An 18552-nucleotide genomic window follows, 5' to 3' on the forward strand; every position below is an offset into this window, starting at 1 on the left:
TTATTTAGATTTTGAATAATGGCATAGAATATTATTCAATGCGCAAGATACTTTGCACGACTTTAAAAAACAACATCTAAATTAAATTATTCTAAGCCTCTTTCTCCCCCTATACATTTTTTCTATACCCTAGTTCCGCACCACCACTCACTGGTAAGTTGACGCCAGTTATAAATCGAGCTTTATCCGAAAGAAGAAATACACAAGCATCGGCAATCACATCACCTTGCGGACAATAGCCCAACGCATGGATATCTTTCAAAAAATCAAATACCTTATCCGGCTCAGCTTGCTCATTTGCCCATGTATTGAGCATAGGTGTCATCACCGCCGCGGGAAGTACAGCATTTACCCTTATGCTGTCCTTAGCATAGTCCAAAGCCATGGATTTGGTCAGCGCACTGACCGCTCCTTTGGTGGCCGAATATGCGGCGTGATTCTCCTGTCCAATTTCCCCGACCAAACTACCCGTATGTACAATACTACCTTTTGAAGCTTTCAGATGCGGGTACCCATAACGTGTCGTCAACAAGATACTTTTGATATTCACATTCATCAAAAGATCCCACTCCTCATCAGTTGTCGTATGCAAAGGTTTTGACGGCGAGCCAATTCCTGCATTGTTATGAATGGCATCTAATCTCCCAAAACGAACGATGACTTTTTCCATACATTCCTGCACATCTTTACTCTTAGACACATCACAGCAAATGCCGAGATGATCATCACCTATTAGTTTCATGGTTTCCGTGACACTATCTTCTTCCAAGCCAATCACTGCAACATATGCACCTGCGGCAACATATGCCTTTGTACAGGCCAATCCTATACCAGCTGTACCACCGGTTATCAAGATTACTTTATCCTTCAATTCTTCCATTAAAATATTTTAAGCTCAAAATCCTGTAAGGTGTATTCCCTAAAGATCCGAAATAACAAAATCGGGATCATCTGCTGATCGTTCGAACTGTTGCACGACCAATCCAGTTTCTCCTTCTTCATATACTCTTATTATTATCTTAAAAATCGATTACAGCTTTAATTAAATTTTCCTCCGGAAGATATAATTTATCAAAATTTTCAATGAGATGGTCAAATGGAATCCGATGCGTAATGTACCCCTCGGTATCGATAAGCCCTGCTTGTAATAAATGGATTACTTTCTTAAAATCTACTGCTCGTGCAGACCGACTCGCTTTTAACGTAATTTCTTTTCGATGAAAATTAGGGTCGTCAAAAGTAACTGTTCCGACAAACAGTCCAACAAAAACGATTGTCCCACCCTGAGCAATTAGATTAAACGATTTTTCCATCGATTCCTTATTACCTGTAGCATCAAATATGATGGTCGGCAACTCACCGTCAAAAGCCTTTCTGATATCCACTTCCATGGTATCGGATAATAAGATGGTTTCTATTTCAGGAAATTTTTGCCTTACAAAATCTAATCTGGCATTCAGCAAATCAAGTACAATAACTTTCACTCCAACCAAGCGTGCCATAGCAGCAACCCCTAATCCGATAGGACCAGCACCGATTACTAATACCGTATCATCATGTTGTATTTGAGCTCGATCTACGGCATGTGCCGAAACCGCTAGTGGTTCTACCAATGAAATCTGGTCATCATTAAGACCATCCGTAAGATGTACATTTGAAGCCTTATAAGTGATATACTCCTGCATAGCACCATCTTCATGAACTCCTAATACCGTTAAAGTACTTCCACAATTTGTTTTGCCCTTACGTACAGCCTGATCAACGACAAGATTACGATAGGGTTCCACCGTACACTGGTCTCCTACTTTTAATCCTGTAACTTCACTTCCTAAAGCAACAATCTCTGCCGATACTTCGTGCCCCAAAATACGAGGATAGGTAAAAAAGGGTTGCCTACCCTTATAAGCATGCAGATCAGTCCCACATATCGATACTCTCTTTATTTTCAAGAGTACTTCATCGGGTTCAATATTGGATGGGTTTTCCTTTGTAATAACTTCAAACCTACCTGGCTCACGCAATATAATTGCTTTCATATTTCTCTTTAAAAAATGTTAATATTGAATACGATAAACTCGAAGCTTACATTAGAAATTAACTGCGGCACCCCCATCGATAGGTAATAAAACACCTGTGATATAGCGTGCTGCTGGCGACGAAAGAAAGACCGCAGCATGGCCTACATCCTCAGGTTTCCCAAATCCCTCCATTGCAATCCGATTGACGATTTTCTCCTTACGTTGAGGATCATCGCCGATTGCTTTAAAAAACATCGGACTTTCTATCCATCCCGGAACCAAGGTATTGACCCGTACGTTATGTATTGAAAATTCGGTAACCAGATTTTGCATCAATCCTGTCAGCGCAGATTTGGAAGTACCATAAGCCGATACGCGATCCATACCAAAAATACCGGTCATGGAACCTATAAATAATATGACCCCGTTTTTTCTCTCAACCATCTTAGCTGCACACGTCCTGCTTAGGCTAAATACACTAACCACGTTAGTCTGTATTATTTTCTCAAACTCAGCATCAGTGGTATCCAGCGCATATTTTTTTAAGTGGATACCTGCATTGTTAACCAAAATATCGATCGATCCCACAGCAGACTCTACATGGTCTATAAACGCAGGCATTTCCTCGGTCTTGGCCAGATCAAACACAAAGTAATGGACATCGCCACCTAACTCTTTTTGTGCTTGCTGGAGCGTTTCTTCTCTACGCCCAACAATAATAACCCTCGCACCTGCCTCTACCATCGCTTTTGCTATCCCCAGGCCGATGCCTGTTCCGCCGCCTGTTATCAAGGCTGTCTTACCTGTTAATGAAAATACTGTCAACATAATTTTTATCTATTTTAAAATCTTAATTTTTAAAAATATCTCTATTACTAATTTCAATCTCGATTAATTTCAACACTAAGGTAGCGGCTTAAAAAATTAAATACCAATTCACAATTCCCCAATATATGCGCTATATTAGCATAATTACAAACCAACCCTTGATATATCAGCTATAGAGCATCGCTTTTATGATATATTTTATCGAAAAATATGAAACCAGTTCCAGCTAAAATATTAGAAGGTAAAGAAAATGAAGTATATGACACCAAAATTGTCAATTCACCTTATTTTTCAACCCTATTTCATTTTCATGAAGAATGTCAATTAAACTATGTCGTGGAAAGTAATGGCACAAGAATGATTGGCGATAGTATTGAATCTTTCAGCCATGATGATCTAATTTTGGTAGGCTCCAACATCCCCCATGTGTGGCATAACAGCGCAGAGTATTTTGTAACCTCGGAAAATGAAAATCAGGCCAAATCCATCACACTCTTTTTTCATCCTGAGAAGGTCATTAGTATGTTATCCCAGCTTGGTGATGTCAAAGAACTTTCAGATTTTTTTCAACGCAGTAGACGATGCATACGATTTCGAGGAAATACAAAATCACAGATTAAAATACTTTTGATCCAACTGGCTGAAGAAGTCGACGTACTTATCCGACTAGGACTGTTAACAAAAATATTCCATATACTCTGTAAGACCAAAGAGTACGACGTACTAACAGGGGCTGGCTATACCAATACCTATCAGTTAAAGGACAACGATCGGATGGATATTATTTTAAAGCATATTTTCAATAATTTCGCTAAAGAGATCCCACTGAAGGATGTGTCGGATATGATTTATATGAATAAGCAGTCTTTTTGTAGGTACTTTAAAAGCAGAACGCAGAAAACTTTTGTTGAATTTGTTAATGAGGTTCGCATTGGACATGCTTGCAAATTATTGACGCAAGTAGATTATCGTGTTAACGATTTAGCCTATGTCTGTGGGTTCAATAGTCTTTCAAATTTTAATAAATTCTTCAAGAAAGCCAAGGGTTTAAGCCCTCGGGAATATCGAAACAAATATATGTCATCAGCCATACGAGGCAATGACTTATAATATTTCAAGCCCCTTGACTTCATGATCAGGGGGCTTGAAATGCTCATATTGAACATGAATATTTAGAGATTACGGTGTATAATCATCATTTTGTTCCAGTTTCTTATTTTTATCCAATTCAGCCTGTGAAAAAGGTAAGACATTATTCTTTTCGCCAAATTTCAATTGAACTCCTCTTGGGTTTTTTAATCTAGAAAGGACATTTTCCATCATATTTCGGCGTTTGAAATCGTAATAACGATGTCCCTCCAATGCCAGTTTCTATACGTCTCTCATGCAAGATAAAATCGAGTAACTTATCTTTCGTATTGTATTGCGTTTCATTTACCTTCGGCATGCCGACACTCTTTCTTTCCCTGATCTCATTCAAGGCTTTATAGATACTTTGATCCGGACCGCTCACTTCATTTTTAGCCTCTGCATACATCAATAAAACATCTGCGTAGCGGGTATGAATAATGTTTTGATCCGTAAGCGGAGTCTTGGTTCTGTTGAACGGTAGCATCGACAAGTCTACATATTTCTTTTGCACATAGGTCGTCAATAAAGGATCAGACTCTTCAAACACCGATCCATCCGGATTGATGTATTCTTCAGTCGGCAATTTGATCGTAAACTGCAGACGTGGATCTCTGTCTTTATACGGATTGCCCACTTCATAACCTGACCCAGCTTCATTGATCATTTTACCATTTCGTCGATCTGCATGTTGGGTTGATGGATTATTGATCAGTATTGATTCTATATTTTTACAAAAACCTTCGCTTTATATAGTGCTAATAAAAATAAAAACACAAGCGTAAAATTACCTGTTGTTAAAATCAGCTTTTGATATTGAGGTAGCATATTCTCCAGTCCATAAGTCAGGGAATGCACCACTGATCTAAAGTTGAGCATTTCACCTAAAAAATAAGCGACGATGGAATTCAGACCATAAATCTTAAGCCATTGAAAAGGTTTGATTATTTTCTTTAAATCGATGATATAGTAAAACAACCCCATCAGCAGAAAACAGATCCCACCAGAGAAAAGTGTCATACTACTCGTCCATATCTTTTTTATAATCGGCATTTGTATACTCCACAATAATCCCAGTCCGATACAAATCACGCCTAACAATACTAACTGACGAAACACCCGACTTGGATTAACCTTTACCCCATCTTTCATCAGCTTTCCGGCCAGACAACCCATCATCACAGTGACTGAAAAAGTTAAACTACTCCACAACCATGTATAGTTATAATACTGAGAGAAAACTACTTGCCCATCTCCCCAATATGCCCCATCCATAAATCTACCCAACAGCATTCGGTCCAATCGGATTGCAAAATTATCCTGTTCCGAAAAATTGCCATCCAACATAAATGGTACTGCATATACAACCAGTAAGAAAATTGCCATCATAACGATTTTCCGGATGCCTAGATTAAAGTATAGGACAGCTGTCACCGCATAACCCATGGCGATTGCTTGTAATGTATTGGAATACAATTTAAATTGCTGCCAATCCCAAGACAAAAGATTTCCTTGCATGACCATTCCCAATAACCATAAAATCAAGAACCGTCTTAAAATATGGCGGTAAATCGGTCCTCCTGCGCCCCCTTTCTTATTATCCAATGAAAAAGGGATTGTTACACCAGTCATAAACAAAAACAGGGGCATAATCAGGTCCCACAACCGGAAACCAGCCCATATTTCATGATCAAATTGATACAAAAAGCCATGATAAAACTCATTATCCCAGACCTGGCCGATTGCGACCAATATAGGTTGCAAACCAACAAGTAAAAATAGATCGAATCCTCGGAGTATATCCAAGGATTCCAATCTATTTGTTTTATTAGATAAGTTGTTCATCTAGCTTATTTAAAAGAAGTAGTACCACCTCCATTCAATGTAAGTTCCATTTTTAGGTTGGTTTTCCATTTTCCTCTCGTAAAGTCAGGAACATCTATTGAGTTAGACCGATTTTTCACAGATTTCTCGCTTAATGGAGCTATTACACTCCATAGTGCAGCGTCATAAACATCCTGATCCAAGGGTAATCCATTTCTTAAACAATCAATCAATCGCCAGTCCATCATCATATCCATTCCTCCATGTCCGCCTATTTTTTTAGCCATTTCACCAACCTTCTGAACAATTTCAGGTCTGTATTGTTCTTCCAATCTTTTCATCTCTTCATGGGATAACCAATCATGACCAAAAGCGATTCGTTCTGGTTCAGGCCATTTTTGTGCTACTCCTTTGGTCCCTGAAATCTGGTGGATTCTAGAATATGGCCTTGGACTTGATACATCATGTTCCAGTACAATTGTTCTACCTTGATGGGTTTTGATTGTAGTTACGTTCATATTTCCTCGGTAACTATGTTTAGCAAAAGGTTCATAAAAAGCATCTTTAGCAGCTAGCGATTTAGCCATAGGCCCCATGCTAAAATCCTTTGAGGACATAGAAGTCAAATACTCCATTTTATCCCCCCTATTGATATCCATAATCTGACAGATAGGCCCTAAACCATGTGTCGGATACAGATTGCCATTCTTAAAATTCTCCTTCAATCGCCACATATCATAATAGCTATTCTTAGCAAAATTTTCGTTTAACAAATCATGTATATAAGCTCCTTCGCCGTGGATTATTTCTCCAAACATACCTTGTCTCGCCATGTTCAAAGTCATGAGTTCAAAAAAATCATAACAACAATTTTCCAGCATCATACAGTGTTTCTGATACTTTTCAGATGTCTCTACCAAAGCCCAACATTCATCTACCGTAGTCGCAGCTGGCACTTCAATAGCGACATGTTTACCGGCCTTCATGGCATATAGAGCAATTTTAGTATGCAAATCCCAAGGTGTACAAATATAGATTAGGTCAATATCATTTCGATCACAAAGTTCTTTCCAGGCCTCTTCTTTATCAGCATAAATCGCAGGCTTTTTACTTCCTTTTACCCCATTAGCAGACTTTTCAGCATAATTTCTTCTGATATCACAGATGGCATTAATTTCCACCCCTTGAATATGGTCTATACGGTAAACAGCAGATGCACCCCGATTGCCCACTCCAATAAATCCGACACGAACTACGTCCAGTTTTGGAGCAGCATACCCGCACATATTGCCCGTTGGTACAGATCTGTTATCAAATGTTAGCGCAGCAGGACTAGCCATTAACTTATTTCCCATTATCCCTAGACTTGTCAAGCCAGCCAAGCGGATAAAATCTCTTCGAGAAGTTTCCATTATCGTTCTTTAAAAAGTTTTCGTTATAATTTCTTAAATGAAACCACCTTTATTGTCCATGTTTTAGCATCTCCATTTGCCGCGGTGACCTGGTACTGCCATTCCTTAGTTAAGTCTGTCGGATCTCCCAATTTAGGTGCATTACCTACTGGAGTTACTTTTGCAGCGGTCGATATATCCATATACATCCACAAATTATTTTGCATCACTTTACTACGAATTTCTTCCGTAAAAGTACTCGATGCCAGCGGTACATCGATGCTCAATTCGATTGTGTTACTGTTCGCAATAACATTCTTCTGCACATTCAAGCGTTGATAAGCCACAACTGGCTTATCATTCAAGATTTTCCCACTCTCGTAGCGATATTCGACATACACATTATCAATATTGTTTACGTCCCAGTTTTCATATTCGGGTAAACCCTTTTTTAAACAGCTGTTCATGATCAGCATGATGACTGCTGCTAGCCCTATTATATGTATTCTTTTCATTTCAATTTATTATTAATCATTAAAATTTACCAACCTGGATTTTGAAGACCAAAATTTGGATTACGATCCAAATAAGATTGCGCTATTGGGAATAAATACCTTCTAGAAGCATCAAACTCACGTACATTATTCGATGAAAAGAAAGCTCCTGTTACAATTGAATAATGTTTTCTATCTTTACTGATATCCATCACTTGTGGCAGTGTTGTCAATTCGGGAATTGAACTACCTGAAGATAAACCATGATTAGCATTTGCACCATATCTTCCCCATCGCAATAAACTCCAATAGTAGTCATTTTCCAAAACCAAATCCACTCTTCTTTCTCTTTTATAATCTGTCCAAGCGGTAGCGAGATCTGAAACTTTTGCTGGCGGAAGTTGACCATGAGTAACGCGCGTCTCATTCAATAACTCAACCGCTTTTGATAAATTTTGCTGTAAGAGATAAGCTTCAGCCATATTCAAATATACCCGCCCCAAACGAGTCGACACATAATGATAATCTGTTGGAACACCCACAAAAATGCGGGGATTAACATTATTATACACTCCTTTTCGCCAGTACATATTCGTCAAAGAAGTATAGTAAGCCTGTCCATTAAGTTTCATCCACCGACCTGCATTTCCTTTAACATCTGTCGTTAATGTTTCACCATAAAAAATTGTCGAAGAGTCACTCAATACGCTTGCATTCCAGCGTGCGTCCCTAGTTGAATTTGTCAGTTTCCAAATCGTCTCCATTTGACCAGACTTAATCGACCCACGTCTCACTTCTGATTCACCCGCTGCCTTAGGTATCAATGATGTCGCAATTGTCGCTTGCTCATCCACGGCATTTTTATACTGTGAAGTCTCATACCAACGCACAGCTTTCTGCGGATCTTGTTGGTCTATCACTAAATAATCATCCGTAAAATCCATTGATGGACCATGATCTCCCCAAGCTTCAAAAATGCGAATAGAAGATTTCAATAATGGAGTAGCACCCGCTAACTTAATATTATCATTATTCAGATTGGGGATCATTACCTGCATCGGCGTCGCATCACAAGTGGTGTTGATCGCTTTACGGTAAACTCCAAAAATAATCTCATTTGAATTTGGTTTTCCCTCATTAAACATAGCACCGTATTCGGCCTCCAATTGATACCCGCCAGACTTGACAATTTCACCATATTGAATCACTTTAGCCAATAAAGGATGATTAGGAGCTACAGTATTAGCTTGTGGATAACCTTCGTAAGCAAGTGCCTGTAAGCACACCTCTGTTAACATCGCCGCCGCAACATATTTATTGGCTCGACCACTTATTTTTCCAGTTGGAAGTGCTTCAACTGCCTCTTCCAGATCTTTAATGATATAAGCATACGATTCCGTCGGATTTTTGGTAGCTGGGAGCAATAGCTCATCATCTGGAGTCAACACCTTATCGATCCACACAATGCGGCCTATCCTCCGTGCGACATTGTAATATGACATTGCCCTTAAGAAACTTAGCTTCCGCTATTAATTCTTTTTTATCCGCCTCGCTGATTCCTGCAGAAGCACCCACATTCTGAATGATCAGATTACAACGACGGATACTAGCCCAGTTATTAAACCCCATATCCGAAGTTCGATCCAATCTTTCATTAAACACATTGGCCGCACCATTATAGGTACCATCCATGCTGATCAGATTCATGGTCCACGCATCAGTCGCAGGCCCGCCATTAAAATTATTCATGATACCATAAGTACTAAAAATAAAGGTTTCGGCATTGGCACGATTTGTCCAAATAACTTCTTCTCCCACTTTATCAAAAGGTTGCGTATCTAGCACATCTTTACATGAGCTTAGAGACAATGCCAACATGAATAAAGCAGACGATATATAGGTAATCTTTTTATTGTTTTTCATATACATTAAGCTTAAAATCCAACATTTACACCAATTGAAATAGTTCGTTGAATTGGATAATTTTCATTATTTTGATCAGATTCCGGATCAATAAAATATTTTTTTGTATTCGAGATGGTCAACAGATTTGTACCACTGGCAAACACCCTGAATTGTTTGAATTTTGTATTCTTCAGCAATTGTGCTTTCAAATCATACCCCACTTGGAAATATTTTAGACGCACAAAACGAGACGGTAGGATCCAAAAATCACTGCTCACAAAGTTATTACTACCATTGACTCCAGCGGTTGATGTTTGTCTTGGGAATAAGGCATCGGTATTGTCTGTACGCCAATAATCCTGTTGAAAACCATAAATAAGCATATTATCAGGATTATTGCCTTGCATGATACCTCCGAAATAGCGATCCCTGTTGCCTGACCCCATAAGTACTGCAGAAAGTGACCAAGCTTTATATCCAAGATCGATTGTCGTACCGTAATTGATTCTAGGAAATGACGCATTACCAATGCGAGTCTGATCATTGCCATCGATCTTACCATCACCATTAAAATCTTGGTAGCGTAAATCACCAGCAATAACATTGATTGAACTGATACGACGAGCGTCATACAGTAAATCGGCATTCTCTTGGTAAAATCCTTGACCGGTATATCCAGTTGCAACACCCAAATTAAGCGTTCCAGACTCCCTTATATATGGATTTTTAAGTGCGGCCTCATCCTCTCCAGGATTACGTTCCCACAGTTGATTGAAATAAGTAAAGTTAACACCTACTTTATAAGAAAAATCACCTTTTTTATCATTCCATGTTAAGTTAAATTCAGCACCATGTCTACGCATTGCTCCTAGGTCAAAATTGATTGGGGGAAGACCTATTCCCAATGTTGCTGCGTAACGTGTATCAGCGACTACATAGCCAGTGGTACGTTTATAGAAATAATCGAATGAACCACTTAAACGACTATTCATCGAACTAAAATCCAATCCGATATTCCGTTCACGGATGCTATACCAAGAAAACATCGTACTCGGAAGACTGCCTGGCTCTGAAGTACCCTGTACAGGTCGACCATCTACTACCCATGCATTTGCATTGATTGAATATCCGGGTACATATGAAAACGGTGTAATTCCTTCTGCACTTCCTACCAGTCCATAAGAACCTCGTATTTTCAAATAATTAATGATATTACGTTCTTTCAGTTCTTTAAAAAAGCTTTCCTCAGAAATGGCATAGCCTCCAGAAAAGGCATAAAAGGTACCCCATTGTTTTTGTTTTGGAAAGAGATCCAGTCCGTCATAACGCAGTGAGGCATCTAAGAAGTACTTCGAATCATAATCATAAGATAGGCGTCCAACATAACCCGCACGGCCACTTTCAGACTCCGAGCCATTGGCCAACTGATTTACTGTAGGTCCTGCTACAAAATGATCAAACAAAATCTGATATTGTTGACGCGTTGCTGTAACTGAACTACCCATATTTTGAGCCTGTTCATAAACGCCTGTAAAATCGACATTATGCTTTCCAAACTGTCTATTGTAAAGCAAGTAACCCTGTAGCAATAATGTACTTCCGTCGCCTCGAGTTGCTGTTAGATTTGGTGGATTGCCCAATATAGGAGTCATACTTCCATTGGCATAAGATGGAGCAGTTAAGTTCCATGATTTATTTTTCGAATTCCACATGTTATAGCTTCCATTCGCCTTTAAGGTCAATCCTTCTAAAAAAGGTGCAGTATATTCCAAGGAAAGTATACCATTAAATATTCGAGAATTGGATTTATAATAACCCGACTGGTCCGATAGTTTCTACCGCAGGATTATCCGTTGTGTTTGCAGAAGGCAACCCAAATTCATTATAAGCAAGCTGTGAAGATTTCTTTTGTTGTATATGTTGAAAGAATGCACCATAAGAAGAAGCCGTAGAAGAACTCGGGATCACGTTATCTTCTACGTAACCATCCAACCCAGTAGTTACTTTCAAATTTACCTCTTTAAAATTACTCACCGTATTCAAACGATAAGTCATGCGCTTATTATGATTATTATCCGTGCGCAAATTACTATTTTGATTATAGTAAGACCCAGATGCAAAATACGTCAATTTTTCCGTTCCCGAAGTTACCGATAGATCGTGTCTCTGTTCTGTAGCATGATCTTTCATGCCAACTTTTTGCCAATCGGTATTTGGATATTCAAATGGTTTTTCTTGTGTTCTGTAATATTCAAGAATATTTTCTGGTGTAGGTATCTGTAAGCCCTCAAATTTGAATACATCATTGATCGCTTTCAGATTCTCATAAGAACTCAATTTTTCAGGAAATATGGTGGGTTGCGAAAGCGTCTGATTGAATGTATAATTGATATCCATCTGTCCATCCTTACCCTTTTTAGTCGTTACCAAAATAACACCATTTCCACCCTGTGCACCATAAAGTGCTGTCGCAGCAGCATCTTTCAAGACAGAGTAACTTTCGATATCACCTGGATTGATATTGACAAAGTCATTTGCTGAACGAATCACATTATCTATAACATAAAGCGGTGTACCTGCTCCGCGGATAGATACTGAACTTTTGGCACCTGGAGCACCCGAACTACTGGTCACGATTACACCCTGAATACGTCCTGCAATACCATCATTTATTGACTGTACGGGCATTTTGGCTACATTATCAATATCCAACGTACTGATAGAACTATTGATTTTTTTCCGACTGCTACGACCATATCCCACTACAACCACTTCATCCAATGCAGCAACATCACGAATCATTGTTATCAATATATCGTTTTGCCCTGCTTGTACCACTTGCATAAAATAACCAATATATGAAAATTGGATTGTTGCATTAGGTTTACAATCCGTTAGTGTGAAATGACCATTATTATCCGAAGTCGTCCCATTTAAAGTTCCATTCTCAAGCACCGAAACACCAACAATGGGCTCGCCTTCTTCGTTTACAATCTTCCCTTTCACCGTCCATTTCTGCGTTTGCATTTCTTTCTGCGGGAACAAGTATATCATACCGTCTGTTATTTTGTAACCTATGGCTCGCTTCTTTTTCAATACATTAAGCGCATCTTCTAAATCCATATTATTAAAATCGGCATCGACATTACCGAGCGATTCAATAAAATCAACATTATAAAAGATATCATGATTTGATTGTTTCTTGATCTGTTCCAGTATTTTTGCAAAGGGAGCATTTTTTACTTTCAGCGTTATTTTTTGAGAAAATGCCGCTCCATAGGAAACTAAAGTACCCAAAAGGGTCATTGTGACGATTAATTTCATAATCAATAAGTCATATATAATCGTTTTATGCTTGATTTTTAGACAATAGAGTACATCATACAATTTCTTGTATAGAATTTTAAAATTCATACTTTTGTAAGGTTAGGTTAATAAGATTAGTTTTTTTAGATTCCTGACATCATCGGGTGTGCTGGTACCACATCCGATTCGTTTTTTAACTTGGGTTTTCTTTTATCATAATCATTTTTTAAAGGTTAACTGATTGTTTATTAGTTTTATATGTAGATTACCAACTTCGTTTAATAAGTCGAGAACCTGTACTATGGTATAATCCTGCGGTATAGTCCCCTGAAAGCGTAAATTGGGTACTGTTTCCCAATCCACTTCCACATTATACCAGCGGGTCAGATCTTTTAACATAACTTTTAGCGGTGTATTGTTATAGACAAACTTTCCTTTGGTCCACCCCAATATCTCAGCATGGTCCGTTATTGTTTTCTGATTTATTTCTTTTTGATCTTTTGGTATATCCAATTGGTCGCCAGGCTTCAAAAAACGCTCTGCCTCTATTTGATTATCGCGAATTACTTTAACAGATACCTTACCCTCAAACAGGGCCGTAGAAGATACATCTTCATCTCCATAATTCCGGACATTGAATTTAGTTCCGAATACTTGAATCAATTGATCCGGAGTTTTAACATAAAAAGCTTTATTATTTACATGTGCCACTTCAAAATACCCTTCCCCCACGAGTTCTGTTTGTCTTTTATCGGTATTAAAAAGAAGTGGAAATTTAAATTCAGACATCGAATTGACCAAAGCAGAGCTACCGTCAGCCAATATCACTTGAACATGCTTTCCTTTAGGTACATCAAGTTGCACCCACTCCATAATATCCGACTGGCTATTATTGTTGTAAACCTGAATTTTATCTACTGATATTTGCACAACACGAGCCCGACTATTTTCAAATAACAATTTCCGTCCATTGCTTAGAGTGTCCAAATCAATCACATGTCCATTTGCAAATTTCAGCTTAGGTTGTACAGTCAGTGTACTTACCATTTCGTTAACAGTTTCCTTAGTCGTATCAGAATTTAAGATGAACACATAATAGGATAAGGAAACTGCCAATAATAAACAAGCAGCTGCATAAGGCATCCATCTAATAAATCCTCTAGAAAATCTTTTGGATGAATCACGTCCTACATATTGGGCAAGATGCAGATCTGTCTTCAAAAAAGCATGACGCATTTTAAGTTGAAAATCAAGATTATCACTTAATTCTTCAGACCAGTTCTCTTCTATTAGATTTTTTAGACTATCTTCATAATCGACGTCGTCAAAATAAGTGAACAAAAGTTCTAACTCTTGTTCATCACATTCTTTTCGCAAATACTTTGCGAATAGCTGATTTAATTCTTGTTCACGCAATGGTTTATTGGTATTGATTGTAAGTAATACGAATCGTAACGAAAAACCAACTACTTAAAAATGTGAAAAAATAAAAATAATAAATAAACATCTGATTTCCAGTTGTTTTTAATAATTCGAGTTGCTTTTACGATATGATTATTCACTGTGGCAATAGAGATATTAAGCATTTTTGACACCTCTTCATAACTTCTCCCTTCCAATTTACAGAGCACATACACATGTCTACATTTTTCTGGTACCATCTCTAATATTTGATCTAAATAAGCTTGAGTTTCTTTCAGATCAAGAGCAGTTTCAATATCGTTACTGGAGGTTTTAAGATAAAAACTTTTAAAAGTATCCAATTTAACCCGATCAGCAGATATTTGGCGGAAATGGTCATATATTAGATTTTTGGCTATCATATAGATATAGGCTTTAAAAGATTTATCAGGGTGTAAGTTCTCACGTTGGCCCCAAATTCTGACAAATACATCCTGAAAAATTTCTTGGCTCAATTCATGAGATTTTATCATTTTAAAAATCGCTGTATAGATCAAGGGGCGATAGTAATGGTACAAGAATTCAAAAGCTGATTTACTTCCAGTAATTAACTCATTAACCTTAATCCTTTCCTCTTCTCGTTCCATTTTAATTGGTTATTTTAATAGTCAGACATAAAACTGCATTTCAAAAATATAACTAAATTTAGAAAAACAAAATTATTACCTGGTTTTGCTATGTAAAACAATCAAACAGTTCAGGTATATAAGGGAGCTAATTCAAGTGATCATGATTTAGCTCCCCAATCGGTTCATATTTATGCTTCAATAATATTAATTTTTACGGCCCATTCTCCCCAACAATCGACTTGTAAGGAAACTCACTATTGTACCTATAACTGCCATCACTACGGTCTGTAGGACATCCCCTAAAGAAACCGACGCCCAGATGGAGCACAGCGTGCCACCCACAGTACCCATACGGATATCATTCATTTTCATCCAGTACCCCCATTTCTTTATGTTGCACGACCTCTTGCTCTGCAGACATTTCATCAACTCGCGCATCTACCGATGGTTGGTTATCATTCGACACAGGAGGTTTCCTCCCGATTTGCCCTTTCCTCAGGAGTCTCCTCTTCTTTATCCAACACCGTCTCCACTACCCCCAATCCCAGCGCTATATATTTCAGGATATTCAACGCTTTCCCTGGCAATTTTACCGGCGCCAACAAGACCACTTGCAACACACGACTTATTTTTTTTAGTATCTTTTTCATTTGTATAAAAGTTATTTGGTTAGAGAATTAGATAGATATGAGCATAGATTTTAAAATCATCCTAACCAATTGTGAATAGTTAGGGAAGCAAGCCAAAGCTCACCTCCCTAAAAACTCATTGACACTAATTTTTCGTTTATGCCAATACCAATTCGCCCAGATAATAACTCAACGACGTTTTTACCCCATCACGATGACCCGTGAAAATCCAACCCTCCAGCGTATCGCCAGCATAACTAAGGGGCAATGATAACGATACCATCGCTTCTACCCGAGTAGCCGACTCCAGAATACTGAAGAAATTTTTGGTCCTATTATACATCAGTAGTACCACCGAATCGTCATCAAAAGCATTAAATTTATTCGTCTCGGGGGTCCAAGTCAATTCCAATTCACCAGGTGCATTCTCATACCAAGAAACGCCCATTAAATTGGATAAGCCACCTTTTGAAATCACCACTTTCGCATAATCTATTGCCAATGCTGGGTACGTACCCGATATGCCCGAATTGAGCAAAGACTGTAAGGCCTTGTTATAACCCGTTGCTTTTCCCAATGATTTGTCCGAGTACCCCAAGTTGAGCAAATCTTTGATTGGAGATAAAAATGCTACTGCCAAAGCAAATTTAGCACGTTGTGCAATCTGACCATCCGTCGCCTTTTTTCCTGTTATTTTTGGTAGTGAACGAACGTAATCTACACTTCGCCATGAGCTTCCTACGATGCTGCCCACTTTACCGGAGTACGCCCCGACTATACCTTTTAAAAATTTTGCCATTTTGTTAATTTTCAATTGTTTACAAATAGACCTGCATGCCGGCCATTACTGATATCGAGAACTAAAGTAGGGGCAAAAACAAAGTAAAAAGAACAATGATAGGACATGATAGTAGATGATAGTAGTGCCTATCATCTACTATCATAATGATTAGAATAATGACCAAAATCGATGCAATAAAAAAAGGTCGAACCATGCACGATGGTTCGACCTTATATCAAGATTGGTCCGTATCTGTGGGTAGACAGATACGGTTTGACAAAGGGGCTTTATCGGCTGTTATTCGACACTTTGTCGAAGCCCAGTCGAAGCGCTCCCGAACAAGAGTCGAACAAGTCCCGAACAAGTATCGAAGCGGACTCGAACAACCGTCGAACAAACCTCGAACAGCTTGTCCCGAAAAAGGACTAGATCCGCCCCCTCCGTTTCCCTTCTGCCAATTGTTGGACTAGATCCTCTTTAAAAAAATAATGGCGTTTTCCTTTTCTTCGCGGTACCAATTCCCCTTGCCTTACCCAGCGGTAGTACGTTGCGGTCGAAATATTCAAGACCTCAACCACCTGGTTGATATCCATCAATCCAGAAATCTTCGAAAAATCGTCTTCGATGATCGCATGTTGCTGCAGTTGCACAGGCAAAGATGGCTCTTCCTTAGGTGCAGATTTTTCCAATAGACTGATAATGGTTTCCAGTTGTTGGCAGATTCGTTTTATTAAACTTAACATAAAATTTACTGTTAAAGCCCGGCACCGAATCCATGGGTTTCAAGATCAAGATTGCACCACCTCGCAACCCAATACCTAAGCGGTCATTCATTTCAACTATCACTTACAAAATCTGAATGAAAGGTATCGTACAATCTCGCAACATCCATTTTTAGCAAGTTATCATACTCCCAAAAATTATCATATCTTTCCTTTAATCGACCTGTTTTCAACAGCTTGGTCATACGTTCATTACCCAGTTTATCATCTATGATCGCTCTAAAAAAAGCAACCATAACGACATCTTTTTTACCACTCCCGTGCACCCCCGGTTTCAAATTCTTTTCACAATACAACATATTGACAAAAGCATCCTTAGAAATTTTTACCATCCACGGATTTTCCATCAATTGATTTGCAACCACAGTAGGTAATAACCATTTACTTCCATCAGCATAAATAGCAAAATAAGCATTTTCTACCCTTTCCATGATCATCAGTTCAAATACAAATTTTAGAATTTCAGTAGATGAAACCCGATGCAGGTTCCTTTCATAGATGTAGTTCAACAGTACATGTACCTTACGGCTTTCAACCCAAAGTATCGGTAGTGATTTTTCTTCAGAAATGACCATCCCTTCTTCCAATAGCTTGACCCTGTCGCTCAACAGTGCAACCTCATGGGTCAAGGCTTCTTTTTCGATCAGCAATTGTTTGGATAAGTGCCCTTTTTCCTTCATTTCAACAGACAGGTTTTCATTGCATTTTTTCAACTCTTCCTTACTGCTAGACAGTGCTCTATTCTGCGACAACAATTCGGTTTTTATATCCACCAATTTGCGATTAACATTTACCAAAGAACTGTTATTAACTTTCAACAATTGATTTTCCGCCAACAACCTCTTCTCTTCACCAAAAGAGAATAACGACAGCTTTGGATGAAAAAACAGGTAGATACAATAAAGAAATATGGGGATGATAAAAAACCAGAAATCGGCCTTAAAATAGGCCATAGAGAAAAGTGAAGTGCTGGTTCTCCCTACTATAACGGTATACAATAAAATCAAATGAAATACCCAAATGACAAATACAGTAGCTAGCAAGAATAAGATCAACTTGACAGTTGTTGGTAGTTGTTGAAACCTTGAACCAAAATTAAAGGCATGCATTACTCGAGCTATATAATACAGATAAAGTACTAGCAAGGGAATAGTGAGCAAAATAGTCAACCAAATTATGGGTCTCTCCACTCGGGGCATCAGATTGTCCCAAGCACTTCCCAAATTAATTAAAAGTGCATAGAATACAACTCCAGTAGCATACCAGACATGTTTGGAGTTCAATTTAATTGTAAGCATAGATTTTTAACAAATTGTTTTATAAAAAGCAACAATTATAGCAAAATTAAAAATAGATACAACCCATTTTTAAATAATAAAACCTATAAAAAATGTTTTTTACTAAAAAACAAACAAAAACCTTAATTAAGGTTAAAA

Annotated in this window: 20 protein-coding genes; 1 reads left to right on the forward strand and 19 read right to left on the reverse strand. The window is 38.2% G+C overall.

Annotated elements, in window-relative coordinates; all coding sequences use genetic code 11:
* Nucleotides 1–109: 109 nt before the first annotated feature.
* From ACFX5U_RS14430 to ACFX5U_RS14440, 3 genes are all read right to left on the reverse strand, one after another.
* Complete coding sequence (locus ACFX5U_RS14430) at nt 110–880, reverse strand: SDR family NAD(P)-dependent oxidoreductase (protein WP_400261144.1); 771 nt, start codon at nt 878–880, stop codon at nt 110–112.
* Nucleotides 881–1019: 139 nt separating this feature from the next.
* The gene (locus tag ACFX5U_RS14435) at nt 1020–2036 is read right to left on the reverse strand and encodes a zinc-binding alcohol dehydrogenase family protein (protein ID WP_400261145.1); all 1017 of its coding nucleotides are present in this window, start codon (nt 2034–2036) and stop codon (nt 1020–1022) included.
* 51 nt (nt 2037–2087) lie between these two features.
* Nucleotides 2088–2846, reverse strand: a complete 759-nt coding sequence (locus tag ACFX5U_RS14440) for a glucose 1-dehydrogenase (RefSeq protein WP_280566384.1) — start codon at nt 2844–2846, stop codon at nt 2088–2090.
* A gap of 210 nt (nt 2847–3056) precedes the next feature.
* On the opposite strand from ACFX5U_RS14440, the gene ACFX5U_RS14445 reads away from it, so the two are divergent.
* Nucleotides 3057–3956: an AraC family transcriptional regulator gene (locus tag ACFX5U_RS14445; RefSeq protein ID WP_400261146.1), complete on the forward strand. Its 900-nt coding sequence runs from the start codon at nt 3057–3059 to the stop codon at nt 3954–3956.
* A gap of 69 nt (nt 3957–4025) precedes the next feature.
* Here the strand turns inward: ACFX5U_RS14445 and ACFX5U_RS14450 are convergent, their stop codons facing one another.
* From ACFX5U_RS14450 to ACFX5U_RS14525, 16 genes are all read right to left on the reverse strand, one after another.
* A complete protein-coding gene (locus ACFX5U_RS14450) occupies nt 4026–4169 on the reverse strand; it encodes a hypothetical protein (RefSeq protein WP_400261147.1) in 144 nt (47 codons plus the stop codon).
* Entirely contained in the window at nt 4147–4641 is a 495-nt protein-coding gene (locus tag ACFX5U_RS14455) for a RagB/SusD family nutrient uptake outer membrane protein (protein ID WP_400261148.1), read from the reverse strand. The genes ACFX5U_RS14450 and ACFX5U_RS14455 overlap by 23 nt, the downstream gene beginning before the upstream one ends.
* A 56-nt stretch (nt 4642–4697) precedes the next feature.
* Nucleotides 4698–5819, reverse strand: a complete 1122-nt coding sequence (locus ACFX5U_RS14460) for an acyltransferase family protein (protein ID WP_400261149.1) — start codon at nt 5817–5819, stop codon at nt 4698–4700.
* 5 nt (nt 5820–5824) lie between these two features.
* The gene (locus tag ACFX5U_RS14465) at nt 5825–7210 is read right to left on the reverse strand and encodes a Gfo/Idh/MocA family protein (RefSeq protein ID WP_400261150.1); all 1386 of its coding nucleotides are present in this window, start codon (nt 7208–7210) and stop codon (nt 5825–5827) included.
* Nucleotides 7211–7233: 23 nt separating this feature from the next.
* Nucleotides 7234–7704: a DUF5018-related domain-containing protein gene (locus ACFX5U_RS14470; RefSeq protein WP_400261151.1), complete on the reverse strand. Its 471-nt coding sequence runs from the start codon at nt 7702–7704 to the stop codon at nt 7234–7236.
* A 26-nt stretch (nt 7705–7730) separates the two neighbouring features.
* Nucleotides 7731–9185: a RagB/SusD family nutrient uptake outer membrane protein gene (locus tag ACFX5U_RS14475; RefSeq protein ID WP_400261152.1), complete on the reverse strand. Its 1455-nt coding sequence runs from the start codon at nt 9183–9185 to the stop codon at nt 7731–7733.
* Nucleotides 9133–9606 carry a hypothetical protein gene (locus ACFX5U_RS14480; protein WP_400261153.1) on the reverse strand — a complete coding sequence of 158 codons (474 nt, stop codon included), beginning with the start codon at nt 9604–9606 and terminating at the stop codon, nt 9133–9135. The genes ACFX5U_RS14475 and ACFX5U_RS14480 overlap by 53 nt, the downstream gene beginning before the upstream one ends.
* Before the next feature lie 11 nt (nt 9607–9617).
* A complete protein-coding gene (locus ACFX5U_RS14485; protein WP_400261154.1) occupies nt 9618–11360 on the reverse strand; it encodes a SusC/RagA family TonB-linked outer membrane protein in 1743 nt (580 codons plus the stop codon).
* A gap of 34 nt (nt 11361–11394) precedes the next feature.
* Complete coding sequence (locus tag ACFX5U_RS14490; protein ID WP_400261155.1) at nt 11395–13002, reverse strand: TonB-dependent receptor plug domain-containing protein; 1608 nt, start codon at nt 13000–13002, stop codon at nt 11395–11397.
* 111 nt (nt 13003–13113) lie between these two features.
* Nucleotides 13114–14310: a FecR family protein gene (locus ACFX5U_RS14495; RefSeq protein ID WP_400261156.1), complete on the reverse strand. Its 1197-nt coding sequence runs from the start codon at nt 14308–14310 to the stop codon at nt 13114–13116.
* Between the two features lie 50 nt (nt 14311–14360).
* Nucleotides 14361–14942: an RNA polymerase sigma factor gene (locus tag ACFX5U_RS14500; RefSeq protein ID WP_400261157.1), complete on the reverse strand. Its 582-nt coding sequence runs from the start codon at nt 14940–14942 to the stop codon at nt 14361–14363.
* 186 nt (nt 14943–15128) lie between these two features.
* Nucleotides 15129–15296: a hypothetical protein gene (locus ACFX5U_RS14505; protein ID WP_400261158.1), complete on the reverse strand. Its 168-nt coding sequence runs from the start codon at nt 15294–15296 to the stop codon at nt 15129–15131.
* Between the two features lie 83 nt (nt 15297–15379).
* Complete coding sequence (locus ACFX5U_RS14510; protein WP_400261159.1) at nt 15380–15574, reverse strand: hypothetical protein; 195 nt, start codon at nt 15572–15574, stop codon at nt 15380–15382.
* Nucleotides 15575–15710: 136 nt separating this feature from the next.
* Nucleotides 15711–16352 carry a DUF6266 family protein gene (locus ACFX5U_RS14515; protein WP_400261160.1) on the reverse strand — a complete coding sequence of 214 codons (642 nt, stop codon included), beginning with the start codon at nt 16350–16352 and terminating at the stop codon, nt 15711–15713.
* Nucleotides 16353–16759: 407 nt separating this feature from the next.
* A complete protein-coding gene (locus tag ACFX5U_RS14520; protein WP_400261161.1) occupies nt 16760–17077 on the reverse strand; it encodes a helix-turn-helix domain-containing protein in 318 nt (105 codons plus the stop codon).
* Nucleotides 17078–17169: 92 nt separating this feature from the next.
* Nucleotides 17170–18414 carry a hypothetical protein gene (locus ACFX5U_RS14525; protein ID WP_400261162.1) on the reverse strand — a complete coding sequence of 415 codons (1245 nt, stop codon included), beginning with the start codon at nt 18412–18414 and terminating at the stop codon, nt 17170–17172.
* Nucleotides 18415–18552 lie beyond the last annotated feature (138 nt).

Origin of the sequence: Sphingobacterium sp. SG20118 (assembly GCF_044740685.1) — a bacterium.
GTDB lineage: Bacteria > Bacteroidota > Bacteroidia > Sphingobacteriales > Sphingobacteriaceae > Sphingobacterium.